Raw genomic sequence first — 17,826 nt, 5'->3', positions numbered from 1 at the left:
ACGAACCGACAAGCTCGCAATCGCCTACCAGGCCGCACTCCACCTCGCGGGCATCCTCATCTGGACCCGACGCTGACCAAAGAGACAGAACCTAGCCCATACCGCGGGGCGGCGCTCGCCCACGCAGTTCACGACGACGTCCGGCCTCTCCCGGCCGAGCAGGCGCGTGATGGCGCCGGCCGACGTCGCATCGACCGCGACCAGCGCGCCGGCGGTCCGGCTGAAGGCGGTGCCCGTCACGGTCATGTCGCCGAAGGCCCGCATCACGGAGCGGCCCAGGAGCCCGGACGCACCGAAGATCACTGCTCGCATCCCCACCTCCACGGTCTGGCGAGGGGAGACAGACAAGCGGAGGCAGGCAGGTGATCGCGAGAGGTCGCCGCGGTGTACCCGGTGCACACACCAACTCGGTGTACGGGCACCGGCCTTGCTGCCTGGTGTACGTACACCAGGCCCCATTCGTCCCATCTTCTGGCGGTGCCCTGAGCGGTGGTACCTTCCGGCCAGGAACCCGCCGGACTTGGAGTGCCCATGGAGCCAGCAGCGGTTGACGCCCCGCCGGCCAACGTGCTCGGCGCCCTGTTACAGCAGCTGGGGATGCGGCCAGAGCAGCTCATCGCCCGCATCAACCAGCGGCGGGCCCGTCGCGGCTGTTCCCCCCTCAGCCCGAAGGCGGCCTACCCCTGGCTGCGCGAGATCCCCTCACTTCCGCAGCCCGACAACCAGGCGGACGCCCTGGCCGTCCTCACCGCCAGGGCTGGACGGTGCATCACCGCGGCCGACGTCGGATGGGACCTGCCTCGCCCCCGGACCCGTCACCGTCACCTCGACGCGCCCGGCGACGCCCCTCTGGAGGCCCTGCTCCAGGAGATCAGCCAAGGAGACCTGATGGACCGCCGCAACCTGCTTATGCTCACCGGCGCTGCAGCCACCGCCCCCGCCCTCGCGCTGCTGCTCGGCTCAGAAGCAGAAGCCTCCGCCGCCCCTTCCGGCCAGCTGAACGAACGGCTCGTCGGGTCGATCGAAAGGGCAGTTCGCGACCTGAGGGAGATCGACGACTCCACCGGCAGCGCCAGCGGCGACCTCACCTGGGGCATCGGCATCTGGCAAAGCGCATCCCGGGTCGTGGCCCAGGCCCGCGGCCAAGGGCCCCTCACCGACCGGCTCCACACCGCCTACATCGAACTGAGCGAACAGGTCGGCTGGATGTGCTTCGACGCCCGCCAGCACCCCCAGGCACAACGCATCTACCACACCGGCATGCGCCTGGCCCGCGAGGCTGACACGTCGCTGACCACCCGTCACGCGACCGCCAACCTCGTCGCCTCCACCGCGTACCAGGCCGCCTGGCTAGGCCACCACAACGACGCCGCAGCACTCCTCGACATCGCCGCACGGACGCCGAACCTTCCCGCAGCAGCGGCTGCGGTCATCGCCGACCGGCGCGTCTACGCCGCAGGACGTCGGCACGATCCTGACGCGGTCCTCCGCTTCCGCGACGAAGCCCTGGGACACCTCGGCGTTCCAGATGAGCGCACACCGTGGTGGGCGACCTGGCTCACGAAGGACTCCGTGGACGCCGCCACCGGCCGCGCCTATCTCGCCTGCGACCAGCCCTCCCGGGCCGCCCCCTTCCTCCGCAGCCGCATCGAGGCCACCACACCCGACTACCCGCGCGACCACCTGTACGCAGTTCTCGACCTGGCCGAGACCGTCCACCAGTGCGGCGACGGCGACCAGGCACGAGAACTCCTCGATCAGGCCGAAGGGCTCATCGACACCGTCAGCTCCCAGCGCATGGTGCACCGGTTCGAAGCCCTGTCGTCGGCCGTCGAGGGCGTCTGACAGGCGCATGGCATCCGCAACTGGGGCAGCCCTGGCCGCTCACGAAGCACGTCCTCACCGCCACCCGATGGCAAGGTGGGTAGGGGCATCCGGGCCAAGGCCCTGCTCACCGCTTCGAAGGCCCTGATGCAACAGGGGCTTGCGCAAACGAGCCACGCCCTCGTCCCTCCCGTCAAGGCCGACCACCCCGTGTGCCGGGCCTTCACCCCGGCCAGAGCGGAGCGGCGCTTGGCCGGATCAGCACATCGGCTGCGTCAATGCCCTTGCCAACCGCACCGGCACCGGAGGGTTGGATCAGCTCGACTCGTCCCTCAGCGGCACCAGCGCGGTGGTCATCGAGCCGAGGGCGGCGCCCCGGTCTACGCATGGTGAGGCACCGCGCGCTCGGGTGGCGATGGCCGTCGGCCGACCCCAGCCCCCTGGCGTCAGGATCCCGTGTAACGACCGAGAAACTCCAGTTCGGCTTCGGAGATGCGCCGCGGCCGGCCGGTGTCCAGGTCGTAGGCAGCCATCTTCGTCACGGCCTCCGCGTAGGTACGCTCGGCGTCCCGGATGGCGTATCCGAGTTCCAGCCGAGCCCCACGACAACTGATGACCCAGACCTCCACGTCGACCGGCTCCTCGCGGTACGTCAGCGGGGCCCGGTAGTCGACCACGGACTGGCTGACCACGAAGGCGCGCTGGCGCCGTCCGGCCTCGTCCCCAGGCAGCATGTCCTGGAACATGCGTGTACGCGCCTCCTCCAGGTAGGTGAGGAAAAGCGAGTTGTTGACGTGCCCGTAAGCGTCCGAGTCAGCCCAACGCAGCGGCAGCGGGTAGGTGTAGGTGTTCACGAAAAGGTCTTTCTGTGTGAAGGACTATGTGGCGCCAGCCACTGCATCAGCTGGCGCTTGCGAGTGGTCGGTTACACGGCGGAAGTGGTGGCGCCAAGTTCTGGGCCAGCGGCCTGGGCACTACCAAGCTGGCCGGTGTCACTCTCCTCGATCAACTGAAGAACGTCGCGGAGCACGCGCTGCTCGGTGTCGCGCTCCTGGAGAAGCTCGCCAATGCGGGCGGTTGCCGCCGCGCTGTCGGCCGGCAGCGCCGCACGGACCAATTGACGCATCTCGACGAGGCGGGCGCCCTGGAGTACAGCCCTGGGCACGCGGGCGATCACCGTGGCCGGCGAGACATGTGTGACGGACCAAATTCCGATCGCCTCCTCCGCAGCCCACACAACGGTGCGCTTGTCGGGGGCGAGCGTCAGCTGGACATCTCGGCCCAGCACCCCGCTGAGGGCCGGCAGCGGTACACCCCCTGCCCCTGCAAGGGCCGCCGCCTCCTCGGCGGTTGACACAACTGTCCTGGAGGCGAGTGAGGCCGCTTCCCGGCGCCAACGGGTGGCGGCATCCTCTGCCGCGCGGTTCTCCGCGTGTCGCCGCGCAGTGGCCACATCGTCCTGGTTCGCCGTGTTGGAGGCCCAGGCGTCGCGGGCGCCGCCCAGGGAGTCGCGCTCCTCGTCCCCGCCGCCCTCGACCCAGGTGATCACGACGAAGCGGCAGTCGGGCATCGACGCCGGGTAGAGGACATGGCTGACGACCTCGATGGTCTCCCAGTCCAGCGTCGGCACGTTCATGCGGAAGACGTGGCCATCGCGGGTCTCACCCATGTCGTGCTCGGTTTCCCAGACATGCCGCACGTCGACATCCTTCTTGACGTCGTCGATCAGCCGGCGCAGCTCTGCGTCATCCGGCCTGGTGGCCTGGGCGAACTTGAGGATCTTCACGTACGCCGATGCGTGCTTGTCCCAGTCCTGGTACTGGTCACGGGCCTCCGGTGTAGTCAGGGCCCAGCGAATGAGGTTGGCACCCGGCTCCATCACCCATGGCCACCACTCGGCCATCGCAGTGTTGAAACCCAAGATGTTCCAGTGCTGGTCACACAAGTACGCGGGGCTAGGCATCTGCCGGTCGATGAGTAGGCGCAACGCCTGTTGCAGCTCGGGCTGCCCGGACCCGCTCGGCGGCACCAGAGCCGACCCGATGTTGTAAAGCACCAACGCATGACGCTCGTCACGGTCCAGGTTGAGCAGCGTCGCGAGGGACTCGCACTGCGCCCGGGTCAGTCTGGGCGGGGTCGCGCCCCGCTCGATCTTGCGGTACGTCCGCTCGCCCATGTCCAGGGCCTTGGCCGCCAGTGTCTGGTTAACCCGAGCGTTCTTGCGCCACCTGCGCAGCAGTGCGCCGAACCCCATGAACTGGCCGGCTACTGGCTTCTCGCCGTCACCCCCCGCGGTCTCCTCGTCCGCCGCGCCGGCGGCCTGACCCCACGTCTGGTTGTCCGCAGCCTCGCCGCTGCCAGGGCCATGTTCATTCGTGACCACGAGAAACCTGCCTTTACACCTTTGCGGAGACTCCCATTTCCGGGCATGCAAAGGGGTTCGGCGCGTGCACCGAACCCCGCCCCACCGTCTCCCAGCAGGAACCATACGCAAAATTAGGCGATCTTGAACGCGTGTGGCATGGGGCACAAAGGGCAGCCCCCACGTGATTTAACGTCGAACGAAATGCGCACGACATCACGCCCGTTCACACCCGAAACGGACGTCCATCTTGATCAACAAAACGAGCGACCGAGAAAACCGGCAAAAGGTTGCCGATTTTCGTCAGGCCACCTCGCGTTCGGTCTAGACCACCTTACCTAACGCCTTATTAGGTTCACTTCAAATCGTCATTCCCCTTACTTAGCAAGCGACTTACGGGAGCGTAGGCGGGAGACAAGTCGCACGCCATCGGGACGACCTATGCGGCCAAAGCGGACAAACAATCGGCGTTGACCGCCTTGGTGGAGCTTGGCTTAAATCGCTCTGGCCAGCAGGTTCACCAAAGCATTTGTGACACGAGACACGTGGGGGGCACAGGTGAGGCTCATCTCCGGGATCCGGAGCGAACAGTCCGCTGCCCCGTCCGCCGCCACCACTCGTGGCGCCCGTCGAACGCTCGGACCGATCGCGGCAACGGTTCTCCCTCAGCCCTGGCCAGCAGCCGCGATGGACGACACGCGTCCCCCATCCCGTCACTCTCTGCAACTAGTACAGAGATTAAGAACCAAGTCTGGATCTTGACGCGCGACCCTGCGTATGTTCGTCGTCCCCCCGGGCAACCCTGCCCGGCACGACGAATACGAGGGCAGATTGGTCCACGGATCGGACCATACAGGTCCGAAAGTAGCGGCGACGTCCGAGAGCGGTAACTCCCGGACGCCGAGCGCCTAACGGCAAAGCCCGTCCCGGCAAGGACGGGAGATTGCCCACCATCACCACGTTGATCCCATTCCACCGGGCGCTTCAACGTGGCAACACTGCAAAGGGGATTCTTGCATGCCTCCTGCCCTGCGCAAAAGGCCCTTCAGCCTGGCCTGCGCGGCAGCCACCTCCGGCTCGGCTCCTTCGTGCCTCGAGCCGGAACACAGCATCCCGGCCCCGGCAAGCCGCCGGCCCTACAACATGGGGAGCGGCCGATGAGCAGCGAAGCCCGCGACTGGGTGTGGGAGCACAGCTCCAGCCGGGGGGCGGCGCGTCTGGTCCTGCTGTCGATCGCCGACCGGGTCGGCGACGAGCAGTGCGTCTCCTGGGCCTCGCTGTCGAGCCTGGCCAAGCGCACGCGCGCCTCCGTCTCCACGGTCCGCGAGGCCATTGACCGCCTGGTCGACGCCGGTGAACTGGAGCAGCTGGACGGCCTCACCGGCCCGCAGCGCAGCACCGTCTACCGCCTCCCCCTCGCCGCCAAGGCCCTGGCAGAGACCCTGCACGGCGACGACGCCGACCAGGCGCCGGAGGAGGGGTTCGAGGCCACCCCGGCGCTCCGCATCTCAGCCCTGCGGCGCTACAACATCCGGCAGCGTGAGGTGCCGGAATCCCCTGAGAGGGCCCGGAAACCGGCAGTACCGGAATCCGGCAGGTCCCGACGGAAACCGGCACCTCGACGTACCGGAAACCGACACAGCGATGTACCGGAAACCGGCACACAGAACCGTAGTGAACCGGATTTGAACCGGAGGTACAGCAGTGGTGGTGCTGCCGTCCTCTCGGCTGCCGAGTGGCAGGTCGACCCAGCCAGCCACACCTGGGCCCGCCAGCAGGGACACCTCGACCGCCTCGGCGAGCAGGGCCTGCAGGCGGCCGACGCGAAGTGGCGTGCCCACCGCTCCGGCTTCAAGCCGAGGCCGGCGGCTGCCTGGGCTGCCGACTGGCGCTCCTGGGTCGCCCGAGAGCACCCCCCTGGCCGCCCGAACCTCTACGCCGTGCCCGGCACGGGTCCCGGCCAACCCGGCGGTATGACGCGGGCAGAGGCCCATACCGCGGCCCTCCTCGCTGCCCTGAACGAGCCGACCGGAACGGAGCAGTAGCCGTGGACCGCCGCGAAATCGCCGCCCTGCTGGCCTACATCGGCCGACTCGACCCCCGCACCATCCGCACCGACCAGGGCGAGGCCCGTGACCAGCTCGCCCAGTGGCACGAGCTGCTCGGCGACGTGCCGATGGCCACTCCGCATGGCTGGGACGCCCGCGTCGCCGCCCGACAGCACATCCGAGTCTCGCCGTACCAGATCCTGCCCGCGGACGTGGCCCGCCCCTGGGAGAGCTACCGGCGCGACCGCCTGGCCCGGCACTCCGATCCCACGCCGTCCGCCGACCCGGACGACCAGGCCGCCTGGACCGCCGAGCTGGTTGGCACCCGCCGCGCCGTCGCCGCCGGCACCGCGCAGCCCGCCCAGGCCAGAGCCATCACCAGCGGTCGCGACCGGACCGACCCGAGGCTTGAGGCCAGGCTGCGGCAGATCGGCTCCTGCATACCGCCCGCCGCCTGCGCCGCCCTCGCCCCCTACCGGCCCGCCCGCGCAGCCCGCGAGGCCGCCGTCGCGCAGGGACTGCCCGACGCCCTGAGCGTCAAGTGCGAGTGGTGCCTGGCCCAGCCCGGCGAGCCGTGTCGTCGCCGCCGGATCGGCCCCGACGACGGCGTACGCACGACCGCCCCGCGCGCCACCCCGCACCCCGGCCGCGTCGACCTCGCCGCCGCCCAGCAGACCCAGCAGAGCGAGCAGGTCCAGCAGCCCGCGCTGGCCTGACCGGCGCATCGGCGCGTGCCTCCCGGCGCACCGCCACCCCAACATCACCGTCCCGCCCTGGCTGCGGCGCACGCCCGCGCGCCGTAGCCGGCACCCGACGCCGACCCAGCGCCCGCCCAGCCGGCCGACGCGGCAGCTCATCGGAGACCACCCTTGCGTCACATCACCACCCACGACGCGCCGGCCACCGGCCTGCGCGGTATCGGAGACACCCGTTGGCACACCCAGGGAGCGTGCCACGGCATGGACGTCGAGGACGCTGACGCCGTCTTCTTCCCGCTCCCGCGGGACCACGAAGCCATAGCCGAGGCGAAGGAGCTGTGCGGCTGGTGCCCGGTACGCAGCGACTGCCTCAACTTCGCCCTGGAGAACGTTCTCAAGGAGGGCATCTGGGGTGGCCTCACCGAGGCCGAGCGGCGTCCCTGGCACGACGGGCTGCACCAGCGCCTCGACTACCGACGCGTCACGTCCTTCTTCCTGGGACGTGACGTGCATCTGACCGAGGCCGAGCGGCAGGTCGTCATCGACCATGCCTACGTGCGCGGCTGGCGGCCCGACCGGCTCGCCACCGCCCTGCAGATCAGCCACAAGCACGCCCGTGACCTGCTCCGGCAGGCGGCCAACAAGGTGTTCGACCGCGACCGCACCTACGGCGTGCCGCGGCCCAAGAAGAAGCGGAAGAAGACCGCCCCAGCTGCAGGCGGCCCCCCGCCCGCCGCAGCACCCGGCACACAGCAGCTGGCAGCCCGCCCGGCAGCGTCGACTCCGGCGCACGCCCCTCTCGGAAAGGCCGCATGACCCACCCCCTCCTGTCCCTCAGCGCCGCTCCGGACCTCTCTCTCCTCCTCGCCGCCGTCGTGCCCGCCGCCGTCGTGCTGGTGCTGACCGCCTGGACGGTCCGGCGCCGGGGCACACGCCAGCAGAAACGTCTCAGCGGCCCGGCGGTCAAGGTCGCTGCCCTTGCCGCCCTCGGCTGTACCTGCTACTCCGCGGACACGAGCTGGCGGTTCGCCGCCGACTACCTCGACATGGCCGGCGCCGCCGAGCGAGCCGGCATGTTCGCCGCAGCCGAGCTGGCGCTCTTCGCGACCGCGCTGATGGCACGGCAGAACCTGGCCACCGAGGGCGCCCCCGGCCTGCCAGGCACGCTGGTCTGGGTGATCACCGGAGTGCAGGTCATCCCCGCCTATGCCGAGAGCGGTCCTATCGGTGGCACGGTGAGGGCCTTCGTCGGTCCGGTCATGGCGGCGATGCTGTGGCACCTCGCCATGGGGATTGAGCTGCGCCTGCGCACTCCCGGTGCCGCCTCCCACGGACTGATCGCCGTCCTGGGACGGGAAGCACGCGAACGGCTGCTGTCCCGCCTCGGGATCGCCGCTCGAGACCGCGACGCCGCGCAGATCACCCGGGAACGGGCCACCGCCCGCGCAGTCGCCCTCGCCGCCCGCCTTGCCGAGCGCACACCCGAGCAGCAGCGAAGCAGGCGCGGACGGCGGCTGACGCGGCGCCTGTCGAAGGCGGTTGGCAGGGCCTCAGTCGGGACCGACGCCCGCCAGCGCGCACAGCTGCTCGACCAGCTCGCCGCGCGCCGGCACGCACTTGCGCTCGCCACGGTCCCGCTGCCCTCGCCCTGGTCCCCGGCGCAGAGCACCGCAACACCAGCCACGGTCCCCTCGCAGTCGGCCTCGAAAGCGCCGGTCCCCGTCCCGGGTCCCCACGGTCCCGACGAGTCGGACGGGGACCGGGGACCGAGCGATCCGAGGGGACCGGTCCCCAAGATTGCGGACTCGAAGGTGTCGGCAGGCGCGGGGACCGAAGGCGAGAACGCGGGGGCCGGGGTGGGGACCGAGGCCCTAGAAGCAGGCCCGGTCCCGGGGACCGGGCCCGCCACTCCGGAAGTCGCGGAGGGGGACACCCGAGGCGTGGAGACCGGGCGCCTTACACGAGAAGTGCCTGCTCAGGGCCATGAGTCGCGCCGGGGACCGACCGTCGCTGAGTCGGGGACCGAGCCCACCGGGGACCGGGGACCGACCGACACCGACACGGGGACCGAGCCCACCGGGGACCGGGGACCGACCGACACCGACACGGGGACCGAGCCCACCGGGGACCGGGGACCGACCGACACCGACACGGGGACCGAGCCCACCGGGGACCGGGGACACACGGTGCCCCTGCGACGGAAGACGACCACGAAGCCACGGACGAAGACCAAGGGGAAGCGCGCCCGGTCCCGCACCCCGCAGACACAGCGCCCGCCGCGCGAGCCGGAGCAGTCGGTGGACCAGCTCGTCCAGCAGGTCCGTCCGCACGTCCCTGCCCTGCTCGAACGGGACGGCAACGAGTCCGTCACCCGGGTCCAGCTGCGGGAGATCCTCCGCCGCGAGGGCCTGAAAGGCGGCCGGAACGACCGACTGAGCCTCGTCCTCCAGGAACTGCGGAGGGACGCCACCACGACGACAAGGAGTTCAGCCCCATGAAGACCTGCCACCAGTTCGACACCGTCCGTGCGGAGTACGAGCGGGAGATCGGCTTCATGCTCGCCCACTCCAAGCGGCACGAGGGCAGGCCGGCGGCGAAGTCCAGCGCAAAGCAGGCTGCCTCGGCGAAGCAACGGATGGCACGGGCGCTCAGCAGCCACGTCGGTCGCTGTCCCGAGTGCGGCTGAACCGGCAAAACTCCAACTCAAAACCCCTAATCCCACCCGGTGGCCCGGCATGTGCCGGGCCACAGCCCCGCTTGAGGAGACACGCCGTGATTGCGCGTCCTGCTCGCTCATCCGAGCCCACGGTCGATGAGGCCAGCGCCTGGGCGGACGTCCTGGTCCGCTGGCGGCTCCTGCACGCGGCCGTCCTCACGCCGACCAGCCAGTGGCTCGTCCAGGACAAGCCCGACGGACCCGTCCGCGTCCTTACGGGACCGGCCGACGTCCTCGCGCTGGCCGCGACCATCCAGCACCACACCCGCTCTACAAGGCCCGAATCCCGATGACGAACCCCACCCAGACCGGCACCACACTCGAACCTGCTCCCGACTCCAACTCGGTCTCGGGGCGCGCAAGTTATCCCCTTGGATACTCCGCCTTGAGCGGAGTATCCAAGGGCTCCCCCGCCCCTCGGGGGCAGGGGCTCGTCCGGCGCCGGGGGACGCCAGACGAGGAGGCTGCGACCGAGGGCGGATCGCAGCCCGAGGAGACACTGGACGAACGTGAACAGCCGCGTATGCGCCGCCGCAAATACCAGCGTCGCCAGCGCCCCCACGTCCGCAACACCCGCTTCAGCGACGACGAACTCGTCCGCGTAACCGCCGGCGCGAAGGCCGCCGGCCTCACCCTCGCCGGATTCCTAGCCCGTGCCGCTCTCTCTGCTGCCCGCGACCTCGAACGGACCACGAGTGCCGTTGCCGACGAGCGTGAGGTGATCGCCGAGTTCTTCGCCGCCCGTCGGCACCTCGGCCACATCGGCAGCAACTTGAACCAGATCGCCCGAGCGGTCAACGCCGGAGGTCACCCGGGCGAACTCGACGTGGTCATCGCGGCCACCGACCGCGCCGTCCAGCGCGTCCAGCACGCCACCGACCGGCTCCTCCACCAGGACTAGGACCTCTTCACCTCCATGATCCCCAGGATCCAGAAGCGCGGGCAGCGCACCATCGGCCTCCTCTACTACCTCTACGGGCCAGGTAAGTTCGAGGAGCACACCGATCCCCACCTCGTCGCCTCATGGGATCACAACGCTCCCGACCCCGGCCGCGACGCCACCGCGACCCTCAAGCAGCTCCAGCAGCTCCTGGACCAACCCGTCGAGAACATCGACCCGTCGCAGCGCCCGAAGAAGCATGTGTGGCATCTGTCCGTGCGCAATGGCGGTGAGGACCGGATCCTGTCGGATGAGGAATGGGGCGACGTGGCCCGCCGGATGGTCGCCGCTGCAGGGATCGACGACCCCGAGGCAGGAGCGGGCTGCCGGTGGGCGGCCGTGCGGCACGCTGACGACCACATCCACATCGTCGCCACCCTCGTCCGCGAAGACGGGTACAAACCTGACCTCGACAACGACGCCAACCGTGTGCAGGCCCAGGCCCGGGTCCTCGAAGCGGAGCTGGGTCTGCGGCGCCTCAACAAGGGTGACGGCACCGCCGCGAAGCGGCCCACGAGCGCCGAACGGCACAAGGCCGAGCGGCAGGGTCGCGAGCGCACCGCCCGCGAGGAACTGCGCGAAACCGTACGACGGGCGGTGGCCGGGGCGAGGAGCGACGGGGAGTTCTTCGACCGGCTGGCCGCCGCTGGCCTCCTGATCCGTAAGCGCGCCGCGCCCTCCGGTGACCTGCTCGGATACAAGGTCGCCCTGCCTGATGACCTGAACAAGGACGGCGAGCCAGTGTTCTATCCGGGCGCGCGCCTGGCCCCCGACCTGTCGCTGCCTCGCATCCGCGAGCGTTGGTCGGGTGAGGCCGAGGACGCTGGGGCTGTCCGGCGGGAGGATGCGGTCCGTACATGGCCGGGCGGTCCGGCCGCCGCGCGCCGCGGGACGGCATCGGCTGTGTGGCAGGCCGTGCTTGTCGTCGAGCATGGCGAGGATTCGGTCGTGGCCGCCCACATCGCAGCCGCCGGCGAGGTCCTGGATGCCCTCGCGAAGACCTCCGCCGCCCACACCCGCCGCGAACTGCGCGACGCCGCAACGGCTTTCGAGCGGGCCTCGCGCTCTCACGTTCGCGCTGTACGCGGGCACGATCGTGCCCTGCGGCAGGCCGCCCGCGACCTTGTCCAGGGCGGCCCGGCCCTCGGCCGGGGTGAGGACGGCGCCACCACGGCGATGGCGATCGACATGCTGTTCTTCCTGATCACCGCCGCCGCGCACCGGCACGCGAGGAAGGGGCACGCCCAGCAGGCTGAAGCCGCCGCCCGGGCCGCCGAGCACCTGCGCACCGCCTACCGAGCCGCCTCGGCCCAGCCGCTCAGAGTGCTCTACCAGCGTGGCCGGCGTCTCGGTCGGCCGATACTCCAACGGCAGACCTTGCTACTGCGCGAGGCGCTTCCGGAGCTGGCCGAGCAGATCCTTGCCGAGCCCGGCTGGTACGCCCTGGCGGCGACCATCGCGGAGGCCGAAGCCGCCGGCCACGACCCGGCCGCCCTCCTGTCCGACCTTGCCGCACGGCGCGAACTCGGCACCGCGGACTCCGTCAGCGACGTGCTCGTGTGGCGGATGCGGCGGACCGCCGATCTGCCCGCCGACGCCTCCCACCTGCCGGAGACCAGCACCGCAGGGAACCGGTTCGCGACGCGCGGGACGACCACCAGGCCCTCCGCGCCTGGCAGGCGGCGCAGCGGAGAGGAGACAGCGCGTAAGCCCCTGTGAGCCCGCCGGATGCCGGCACGCGGCCTCAGCGCATCACCGCGAGGAGGGGCAGCGCCACCGCGCCGCTCCCATCCACAACGTGGTTGTACGCCACATCGGATCTCGGTGGCGACCGGGTGCGATGGGCAGGCTGTCGGCATCCGTGCACCCGCAGGACGCACGGGCATGGCTCAGGTGGGGCGAGTCGAGCCAGTAGGCGTCGCGAAGTTGAGCGGTCGGGGGAGACGAGGACGTGTGATCGGATACAGGGGCGCAACTCCGCCACGCCGTGCCGAGACACGCATCGTGGCCAACTCGTCATCAGGGCAGCCGAGAAGCTGAATGCCCCTGCTGACCTGGCCGGAGTGACTGTGGACCTTGTGAATTGAAACCGCCGGGGGCGTGGGGCACGATCATGAAGCGCGCAGGACGCGGTGACGAGGTAAAGGAGGAGCCAGGGTGTTTCGCCGGATACGCCGACGGGCCATGGAGCCGAGCGAGGCTCAGAGGCAGTTCGCCGAGCTGCATGCACAGATGCAGGGCCAGGTCCCGCCCGGCTTCGCAGTGCCGGCGCCTGAGCCGGAGCCCGCCGAGCCGGCCGCCGTGGTGGACGACTTCCTTCCGCCGGAACTGCGCGTGCCGAGCCACGACCAGGTCGAGGGCAAGATGATGCCGTGGAAGCAGCCCCTCGTCCTCAAAGGCGAGATGGTGGCCTGTGCCGAGTGCGGTGCGTACCGTGACTGGCTCATCCTCTCCACGCGTGGCGAGATCTGGCTGCGCTGCCGGGCAGGCCACCAGCAGCAGGAGACCCGCATCGACACCGCCTGGTACAACCGGCACTCCGGGCCGGCAGACGCGACGCACGCCACGTTCGAGGACTGCCTGCGCCACCTCGGGCACTGACTACCACTCCTACGACCCCACCGGGCCCGCGGGCCCGCACTGACCACCCGCCGCCTAGCACCAAGGGGTCAGTTCCGTCATGCGCGTTCGCGTCGCCACCACCGCACTCGGCATCACCGCCGCCCTCCTCGCCCTGCCTGCTCCACCGACACCACCGGGGCCAAACACCAGACCTCCTCCGCCGCCACGACGGGAGAGCCGGCCGACGGCGTCCAGAAGCCGGCTACGCTCTCCTCGGCCGCGCTCGAGTCCCGCCTGCTCGACCAGAGCGACCTCGGCAGCGGCTACCTGCCCAAGCCGGAGCGTCCTACCCAGCACGACGACGTCACCGTCATCGGCTGCCGCGCCCTGAGCAAGCTGGGCGGCGACGCGGCGACCGGCGGCACGCTCGCCTTCCCACACAAGGCGAAGGCGGACTTCACCTACGGCGGCAGCTCCTCGGAGATCTCCGAGGACCTGTACAGCGACAGCCCGAAGAAGCTCTCCGACGGCATCGATCGGATCTTCGACGCGATGACCGGCTGCCCGGCCTATCAGGTCGTCGCGGGCGGCACCCCGGTCGACGTGACCTCGCAGAAGCTGCCCGCACCCCGCGTCGGCGGTGACGAGCAGTGGAGCCAGCTCCTGACGTTCACCACCCGAGGGCGGAGCACCGTGGTCAAGCAGACCGCGATCCGCGACGGCAGCCTGCTACTGATCGTCTCCGGCTCACCGGCCCTCGTCGACCGTCACCTCGACAAGGCCCTCGCCAAGGCCACGGCAGCGAGCTGACCTGTCCGCCTGCCCTCTCGCTGCTGCCTCCCACCGCCAGGGGTCGGAGGCAGCAGTGCGTTACTGGCTGATGCGCTGGGCGGCGCGAGCGGCTTGGCCCGGTACCCAGGCACGGACCTGGTCGGGCTGTACGTAGAGGACGTTCGGGTTGTGACTGTGCGGTCCGTAGCCGCTGGAGGCGTTCACGAGCAGGTACGCGCCTGCGGGAACGTGCCAGTTCCAGAACCACGCGTCCTGCTGCCGCCCGGTGTCGCACCAGGTCACGACAGCTTTGGAGCCACGGCGTCCGTGCTGGTAGACCCGCGTGACCTGAAGGAGTTGCCCCTGGCCGGAGCTTCGGTGCTGCTGGAATGCCTGCCATTGCGCCGCGAGGGCGGCCGTGCGATTGCGGCGTGAGCGGACCGTCAACGCGATCGTCACGGCGACGATGAGAGCGATGACCGTAAAGGCGTTGGGGCTGGGGGGCATTGCCGCATCCTGCATCTTTCCGTGGCGGGGCAGCAAACCATTCTCGGGCCGAAGACCGAACAGCAAAAAAGTCCGGCACCCCAACCGGGGGTGCCGGACTGCGTTCGTCCGGAGCTGCGCGCGGAACGTTAGATGGCCGGCGCGCGTAGAAGGCGGTCCTGGGTGGCCTCGGGGAGCACCCGCCGCAGGACCGGTGCGGTCGAGCTGAGGGAGGCGGCGAAGGCGGCGACGAGGTCGTGCGGGACGCTGGCGGCGAAAGAGGCTGCCCACAGGCAGGGTGCGCCGAGTGCGGGTTCGGCCCATGCCTGCCATCCGGCCGGCCCCGTCTCATCGTCCTCGGCGGTCAGGGCGTGCGGGTCGGCGTCCTGGATGAGAGGCGGCACCTCGCCGAGGCTGATGTGCGAGGTGAACGTCGGGTCCGTCGCTGCCGCCTGGGGCTGGTCGATGTCGCGAAGCCAGCCGTGTGCGGCGACGGCGTCGAGGACCGACTCGGGGCCGGCGAGCGGCACGGTGGGCTCGTCCCGGGCATCGAGCGCGAGGAGGAAGTCGGTCACGGCCTCGCCCGGGACGTCGGGGGTGAAGTAGGACGACCACGACGCGAGCGGACTGCTCGTGTCCGCTCGGGCCGAGATCTGCCAGGCGATCGGCAGGTCGCCCAAGTGGAACGGCTCGTCCGCCAGATTCCACTGCGCCCAGCGAAGGGCGTCGGGGCTGATGTGCAGGACGGTGCTGCGCAGGACCTGGCGGTCCTCCGGTGCCTCGTCCCGCTCGTGCCGTCCGCGGACGATCGTCAGGCTCTTCCAGCCCAGGCCGACGAGCGTGTCGGCAACGACGTCGTAGAGGCGCCCATCGTCACCGGCCAGGTGCCGGGGGCCGACCCAGAACGCGGGCTGGCCGCCACATGGAGTGGACGAGTCGGGCGGGAATTCGGGGTACAGGGGCGCCTCCAAGGGGCTCGGTGCTGGTCTAATTGCCGCCGGCACGGCGGCGGGGACGGCGCGGGGGCGGCTGGACGTCGCCCTGCCAGGTCAGGGCGACGGCGACCTCGGGCGGCAGATGGCCAAGCTGTGAGCCCTCGTCTCGGCCTTCGGCGAGGTAGACAACGGTTTGGCCGGTCTCGTCCACGGACTGCACGACCTGCGCCACGCGGTGCGCCATCGGAAAGAACGGGTTCATGGCCTGACGGACCGGAGCACTGCGGTCGCAACCGGACAGCAAGTCGATGAGATCGCCGACAGTCATCTCCGTGTACGTCATGAACGGCCTCCTTGGGTGAGGAAAACGGTGAGCGGTGCAATCAGCCGACGGCCTGGCAGTCAGCCGGCCGCCTCTCAGCGAGGGCTACCCGCGGGCGCCTGCACTGTCATACGCGACGTGAGGTTTCCAGCACGCGCGCCACGGCGGCAGCGACGATGTCGGCCGGCGTCTCGGTGTCGAACGACATCTGGTAGCCGCGTACCTTGGCCGAGCCGGTGACGGCGATCTTCCATCCCTCGCCGTCGGTGCCGGGACGACCGAGCGGGAACCAGCCGAGGTAGAACCGGCCGTCCTTGGAGCTGACATGTACGTCCGCACGGTCGTCCACGATGAGGTTGAAGTCCTCCGCGGAGAACTGGTCCATGACGAGCGTGGGCTGACCAGGACCCAGCTGCCACTCGCGCAGCCGCAGGGCTTCGACGGTGGTGGAGAAACCGGAGTCGGCGGAAGCCACGGTCACGGGCAATCACCTCTCTGACCTGGGGTTTCTTGCAACGTCGTCTACGTTGGCATGCCCTCGCATACCTTGGCGAGTCTTTCCGCGATCTTTCCTGTCTGCCCCCGGCGAACTGCCGCCGATGACATCGGTTCTAGGGTTAGCGGCTTCGTTAGCAATGAAGGCGATTCGTTAGCAGTGGATTAGCAAATCTGCGATTCAGCCGACACTGATGACGCTCGGTAGTGGTCCCGAACGTGCCGCTTCCGATCTTCGAGGTCAACCGCGGGTTCTCGACGAACCCCCGATTGCTCACCTGGCCGCCGGCACAGGTTCGGCTCAATGCGTCGGGATTCGGGCGTCTCCGCAGGAGGCAGTGCTCACGAAGTCGCGGATCCTAGACCAACCGAGGCGTTTTACATCGAATACAGTCGTTTCGGCTTCTGTGGCAGTGAATCTTGTCGTGAAGGGGTGAGCACGCTGGGGGTGTTACCTGGCCGTATCGGCTGGGACGGAGGGCGTCGCACCGTACGTCGAGGTGTCCTGGCCGCGGCTCCGACAGGCAGACCCACGATCGTCCAGTCCATCGAGTGCTGCTATCCGCCACTGGGGGAAGTGGGCGTGTTATTCGGTTCGGGGCTCTCTCGGGCGAAGACGACGCCCGTCAAGGCGCGCAGCCAGGCAAGGTTCCCGGTCGTGGTGAGCAGCGCGAGAAGCGTCATCAGGAACATCGATAGCGGCGCGAAGACCAGGGCGGCGTCGGTGGTGCCCAACATCACCAGCATGGTCAGGGTGAGCGTGGCCGCCAGCGAGGGAAGGACGAGAAGCCGTTTCGGAAATGGGCCGATCGGGGTGGAGGCGCCGGGGTCAGCTGGCAGGTCGGCGGCAGGCAGCAGAGCGCTGTGCTCGCTGCGGGCGTGCGCCACGGCGATGTGCACGACGAAACGGGCCAGGTTTCCGGAGGCCGTCGCGCGGTCGGCAGTCAGCTGATCAGCTTCGGCAAGGAGCTTGACCCGAACCTTGCGGGTGTGAGCGATCACCTGGCGCCGATTCGCAGTGAAGTGGGAGATCCGATTGCAGCGCCGGGCGCTCTTGGCCAGCGCGGTGTTCAGCGTCCCCAGCAGCTCGTGCAAGGTGCCGAGCGCGGTGTGCCGTCCGTGCCCGGCCGATGCGCTGGCCACCTCGGCGCAGGCGGGCAGCACGGCGAGGGCGGCGCTGAGCACTTCGTCCTTCGCCACGGCCGGCACCCCCTGGCGTAGGTTGCTGACCCGGCGCATCACCAGTCCGAACACACTGGCCGCGGTCACCACCACGGTGAAGTACGCAACCGCCACCCAATCAGCGTGTGTGACCTGGCCGCGCCCCTTCTGTGCCATATCCCAGCTGGTAGTAGCTACCGCGAACCAGCCACTCACCAGCGCGGTGATGAAGGCCACCACCAACATCTCGCCAGCGAGCGCCCGGTATGAGCCGAGGACGCTGCGCGGCGGGCGCTGGTAGGCAGCCCGGATCGCCTCCCACTCCACGTCTGGCAGGTCTGCGAAACGGCCGATGGCCGCCCGGCCCTTAGCTATGCGTTCCTCCACGGCCCGGCGATGTGAATGACGCAAGAAGGCGCGGAGGCGGCTTGGAGTCACCGGTAACGGCACGGGCGTTCCCCTTCGGATAGTGGTGGAGCCACAGACGCACCATGTGACACCTGCGG

17 protein-coding genes and 2 pseudogenes are annotated in these 17,826 nt (G+C 69.8%); 11 read left to right on the top strand and 8 right to left on the bottom strand.

The features are described 5' to 3' along the window. Positions 1-117 precede the first annotated feature (117 nt). Positions 118-312, bottom strand: a pseudogene (locus ACF073_RS37300) (NAD-dependent epimerase/dehydratase family protein); the annotation flags it as partial. 219 nt (positions 313-531) lie between these two features. Between ACF073_RS37300 and ACF073_RS37295 the strand changes: the two are divergent. Further along, positions 532-1,845: an XRE family transcriptional regulator gene (locus ACF073_RS37295; RefSeq protein WP_392075931.1), complete on the top strand. Its 1,314-nt coding sequence runs from the start codon at positions 532-534 to the stop codon at positions 1,843-1,845. Positions 1,846-2,270: 425 nt separating this feature from the next. Here the strand turns inward: ACF073_RS37295 and ACF073_RS37290 are convergent, their stop codons facing one another. Further along, on the bottom strand, positions 2,271-2,678 hold the full coding sequence (locus ACF073_RS37290) for an acyl-CoA thioesterase (protein WP_392075929.1): 408 nt from the start codon (positions 2,676-2,678) through the stop codon (positions 2,271-2,273). Positions 2,679-2,749: 71 nt separating this feature from the next. Beyond that, positions 2,750-4,207 carry a helix-turn-helix transcriptional regulator gene (locus ACF073_RS37285; protein ID WP_392075928.1) on the bottom strand — a complete coding sequence of 486 codons (1,458 nt, stop codon included), beginning with the start codon at positions 4,205-4,207 and terminating at the stop codon, positions 2,750-2,752. 1,136 nt (positions 4,208-5,343) lie between these two features. Here ACF073_RS37285 and ACF073_RS37280 point away from each other — a divergent pair. The 10 genes and pseudogenes from ACF073_RS37280 (at position 5,344) to ACF073_RS37235 (ending at position 13,960) form a co-directional block, all read left to right on the top strand. Next, positions 5,344-6,231 carry a helix-turn-helix domain-containing protein gene (locus tag ACF073_RS37280; protein ID WP_392075927.1) on the top strand — a complete coding sequence of 296 codons (888 nt, stop codon included), beginning with the start codon at positions 5,344-5,346 and terminating at the stop codon, positions 6,229-6,231. 2 nt (positions 6,232-6,233) lie between these two features. Further along, on the top strand, positions 6,234-6,950 hold the full coding sequence (locus tag ACF073_RS37275) for a hypothetical protein (protein WP_392075926.1): 717 nt from the start codon (positions 6,234-6,236) through the stop codon (positions 6,948-6,950). A 153-nt stretch (positions 6,951-7,103) separates the two neighbouring features. Next, positions 7,104-7,748 (top strand): WhiB family transcriptional regulator, encoded by a 645-nt coding sequence (locus tag ACF073_RS37270; protein ID WP_392075925.1) that lies wholly within the window; start codon positions 7,104-7,106, stop codon positions 7,746-7,748. Further along, positions 7,745-9,430, top strand: coding sequence for a hypothetical protein (locus tag ACF073_RS37265; protein ID WP_392075924.1), 1,686 nt, complete (start codon positions 7,745-7,747; stop codon positions 9,428-9,430). The genes ACF073_RS37270 and ACF073_RS37265 overlap by 4 nt, the downstream gene beginning before the upstream one ends. Then, a complete protein-coding gene (locus ACF073_RS37260; RefSeq protein ID WP_260828729.1) occupies positions 9,427-9,618 on the top strand; it encodes a hypothetical protein in 192 nt (63 codons plus the stop codon). The genes ACF073_RS37265 and ACF073_RS37260 overlap by 4 nt, the downstream gene beginning before the upstream one ends. Before the next feature lie 86 nt (positions 9,619-9,704). Next, complete coding sequence (locus ACF073_RS37255; RefSeq protein ID WP_260828730.1) at positions 9,705-9,941, top strand: hypothetical protein; 237 nt, start codon at positions 9,705-9,707, stop codon at positions 9,939-9,941. Positions 9,942-10,171: 230 nt separating this feature from the next. Then, on the top strand, positions 10,172-10,549 hold the full coding sequence (locus ACF073_RS37250) for a plasmid mobilization protein (RefSeq protein ID WP_392075923.1): 378 nt from the start codon (positions 10,172-10,174) through the stop codon (positions 10,547-10,549). Between the two features lie 15 nt (positions 10,550-10,564). After that, a complete protein-coding gene (locus ACF073_RS37245) occupies positions 10,565-12,307 on the top strand; it encodes a relaxase/mobilization nuclease domain-containing protein (protein WP_392075922.1) in 1,743 nt (580 codons plus the stop codon). 438 nt (positions 12,308-12,745) lie between these two features. Continuing rightward, a complete protein-coding gene (locus ACF073_RS37240; protein ID WP_392075921.1) occupies positions 12,746-13,189 on the top strand; it encodes a hypothetical protein in 444 nt (147 codons plus the stop codon). A 79-nt stretch (positions 13,190-13,268) separates the two neighbouring features. Beyond that, positions 13,269-13,960 (top strand): annotated as a pseudogene (locus tag ACF073_RS37235) (hypothetical protein). Positions 13,961-14,020: 60 nt separating this feature from the next. On the opposite strand, the gene ACF073_RS37230 reads toward ACF073_RS37235, so the two are convergent. The 5 genes from ACF073_RS37230 to ACF073_RS37210 form a co-directional block, all read right to left on the bottom strand. Next, the gene (locus ACF073_RS37230) at positions 14,021-14,380 is read right to left on the bottom strand and encodes a hypothetical protein (protein WP_392075920.1); all 360 of its coding nucleotides are present in this window, start codon (positions 14,378-14,380) and stop codon (positions 14,021-14,023) included. A 176-nt stretch (positions 14,381-14,556) separates the two neighbouring features. Next, complete coding sequence (locus ACF073_RS37225) at positions 14,557-15,378, bottom strand: DUF317 domain-containing protein (RefSeq protein ID WP_392075919.1); 822 nt, start codon at positions 15,376-15,378, stop codon at positions 14,557-14,559. Positions 15,379-15,394: 16 nt separating this feature from the next. Next, entirely contained in the window at positions 15,395-15,685 is a 291-nt protein-coding gene (locus ACF073_RS37220) for a hypothetical protein (protein ID WP_392075918.1), read from the bottom strand. 106 nt (positions 15,686-15,791) lie between these two features. Then, positions 15,792-16,145, bottom strand: coding sequence for a DUF317 domain-containing protein (locus ACF073_RS37215; RefSeq protein ID WP_392075917.1), 354 nt, complete (start codon positions 16,143-16,145; stop codon positions 15,792-15,794). Positions 16,146-16,717: 572 nt separating this feature from the next. Beyond that, a complete protein-coding gene (locus ACF073_RS37210; RefSeq protein WP_392075916.1) occupies positions 16,718-17,707 on the bottom strand; it encodes a hypothetical protein in 990 nt (329 codons plus the stop codon). Positions 17,708-17,826: the final 119 nt, after the last annotated feature.

The organism is Streptomyces sp. NPDC015171 (assembly GCF_043079545.1).
Lineage (GTDB): Bacteria > Actinomycetota > Actinomycetes > Streptomycetales > Streptomycetaceae > Streptomyces.
This window is presented reverse-complemented; position numbering and strand designations above follow the sequence as displayed.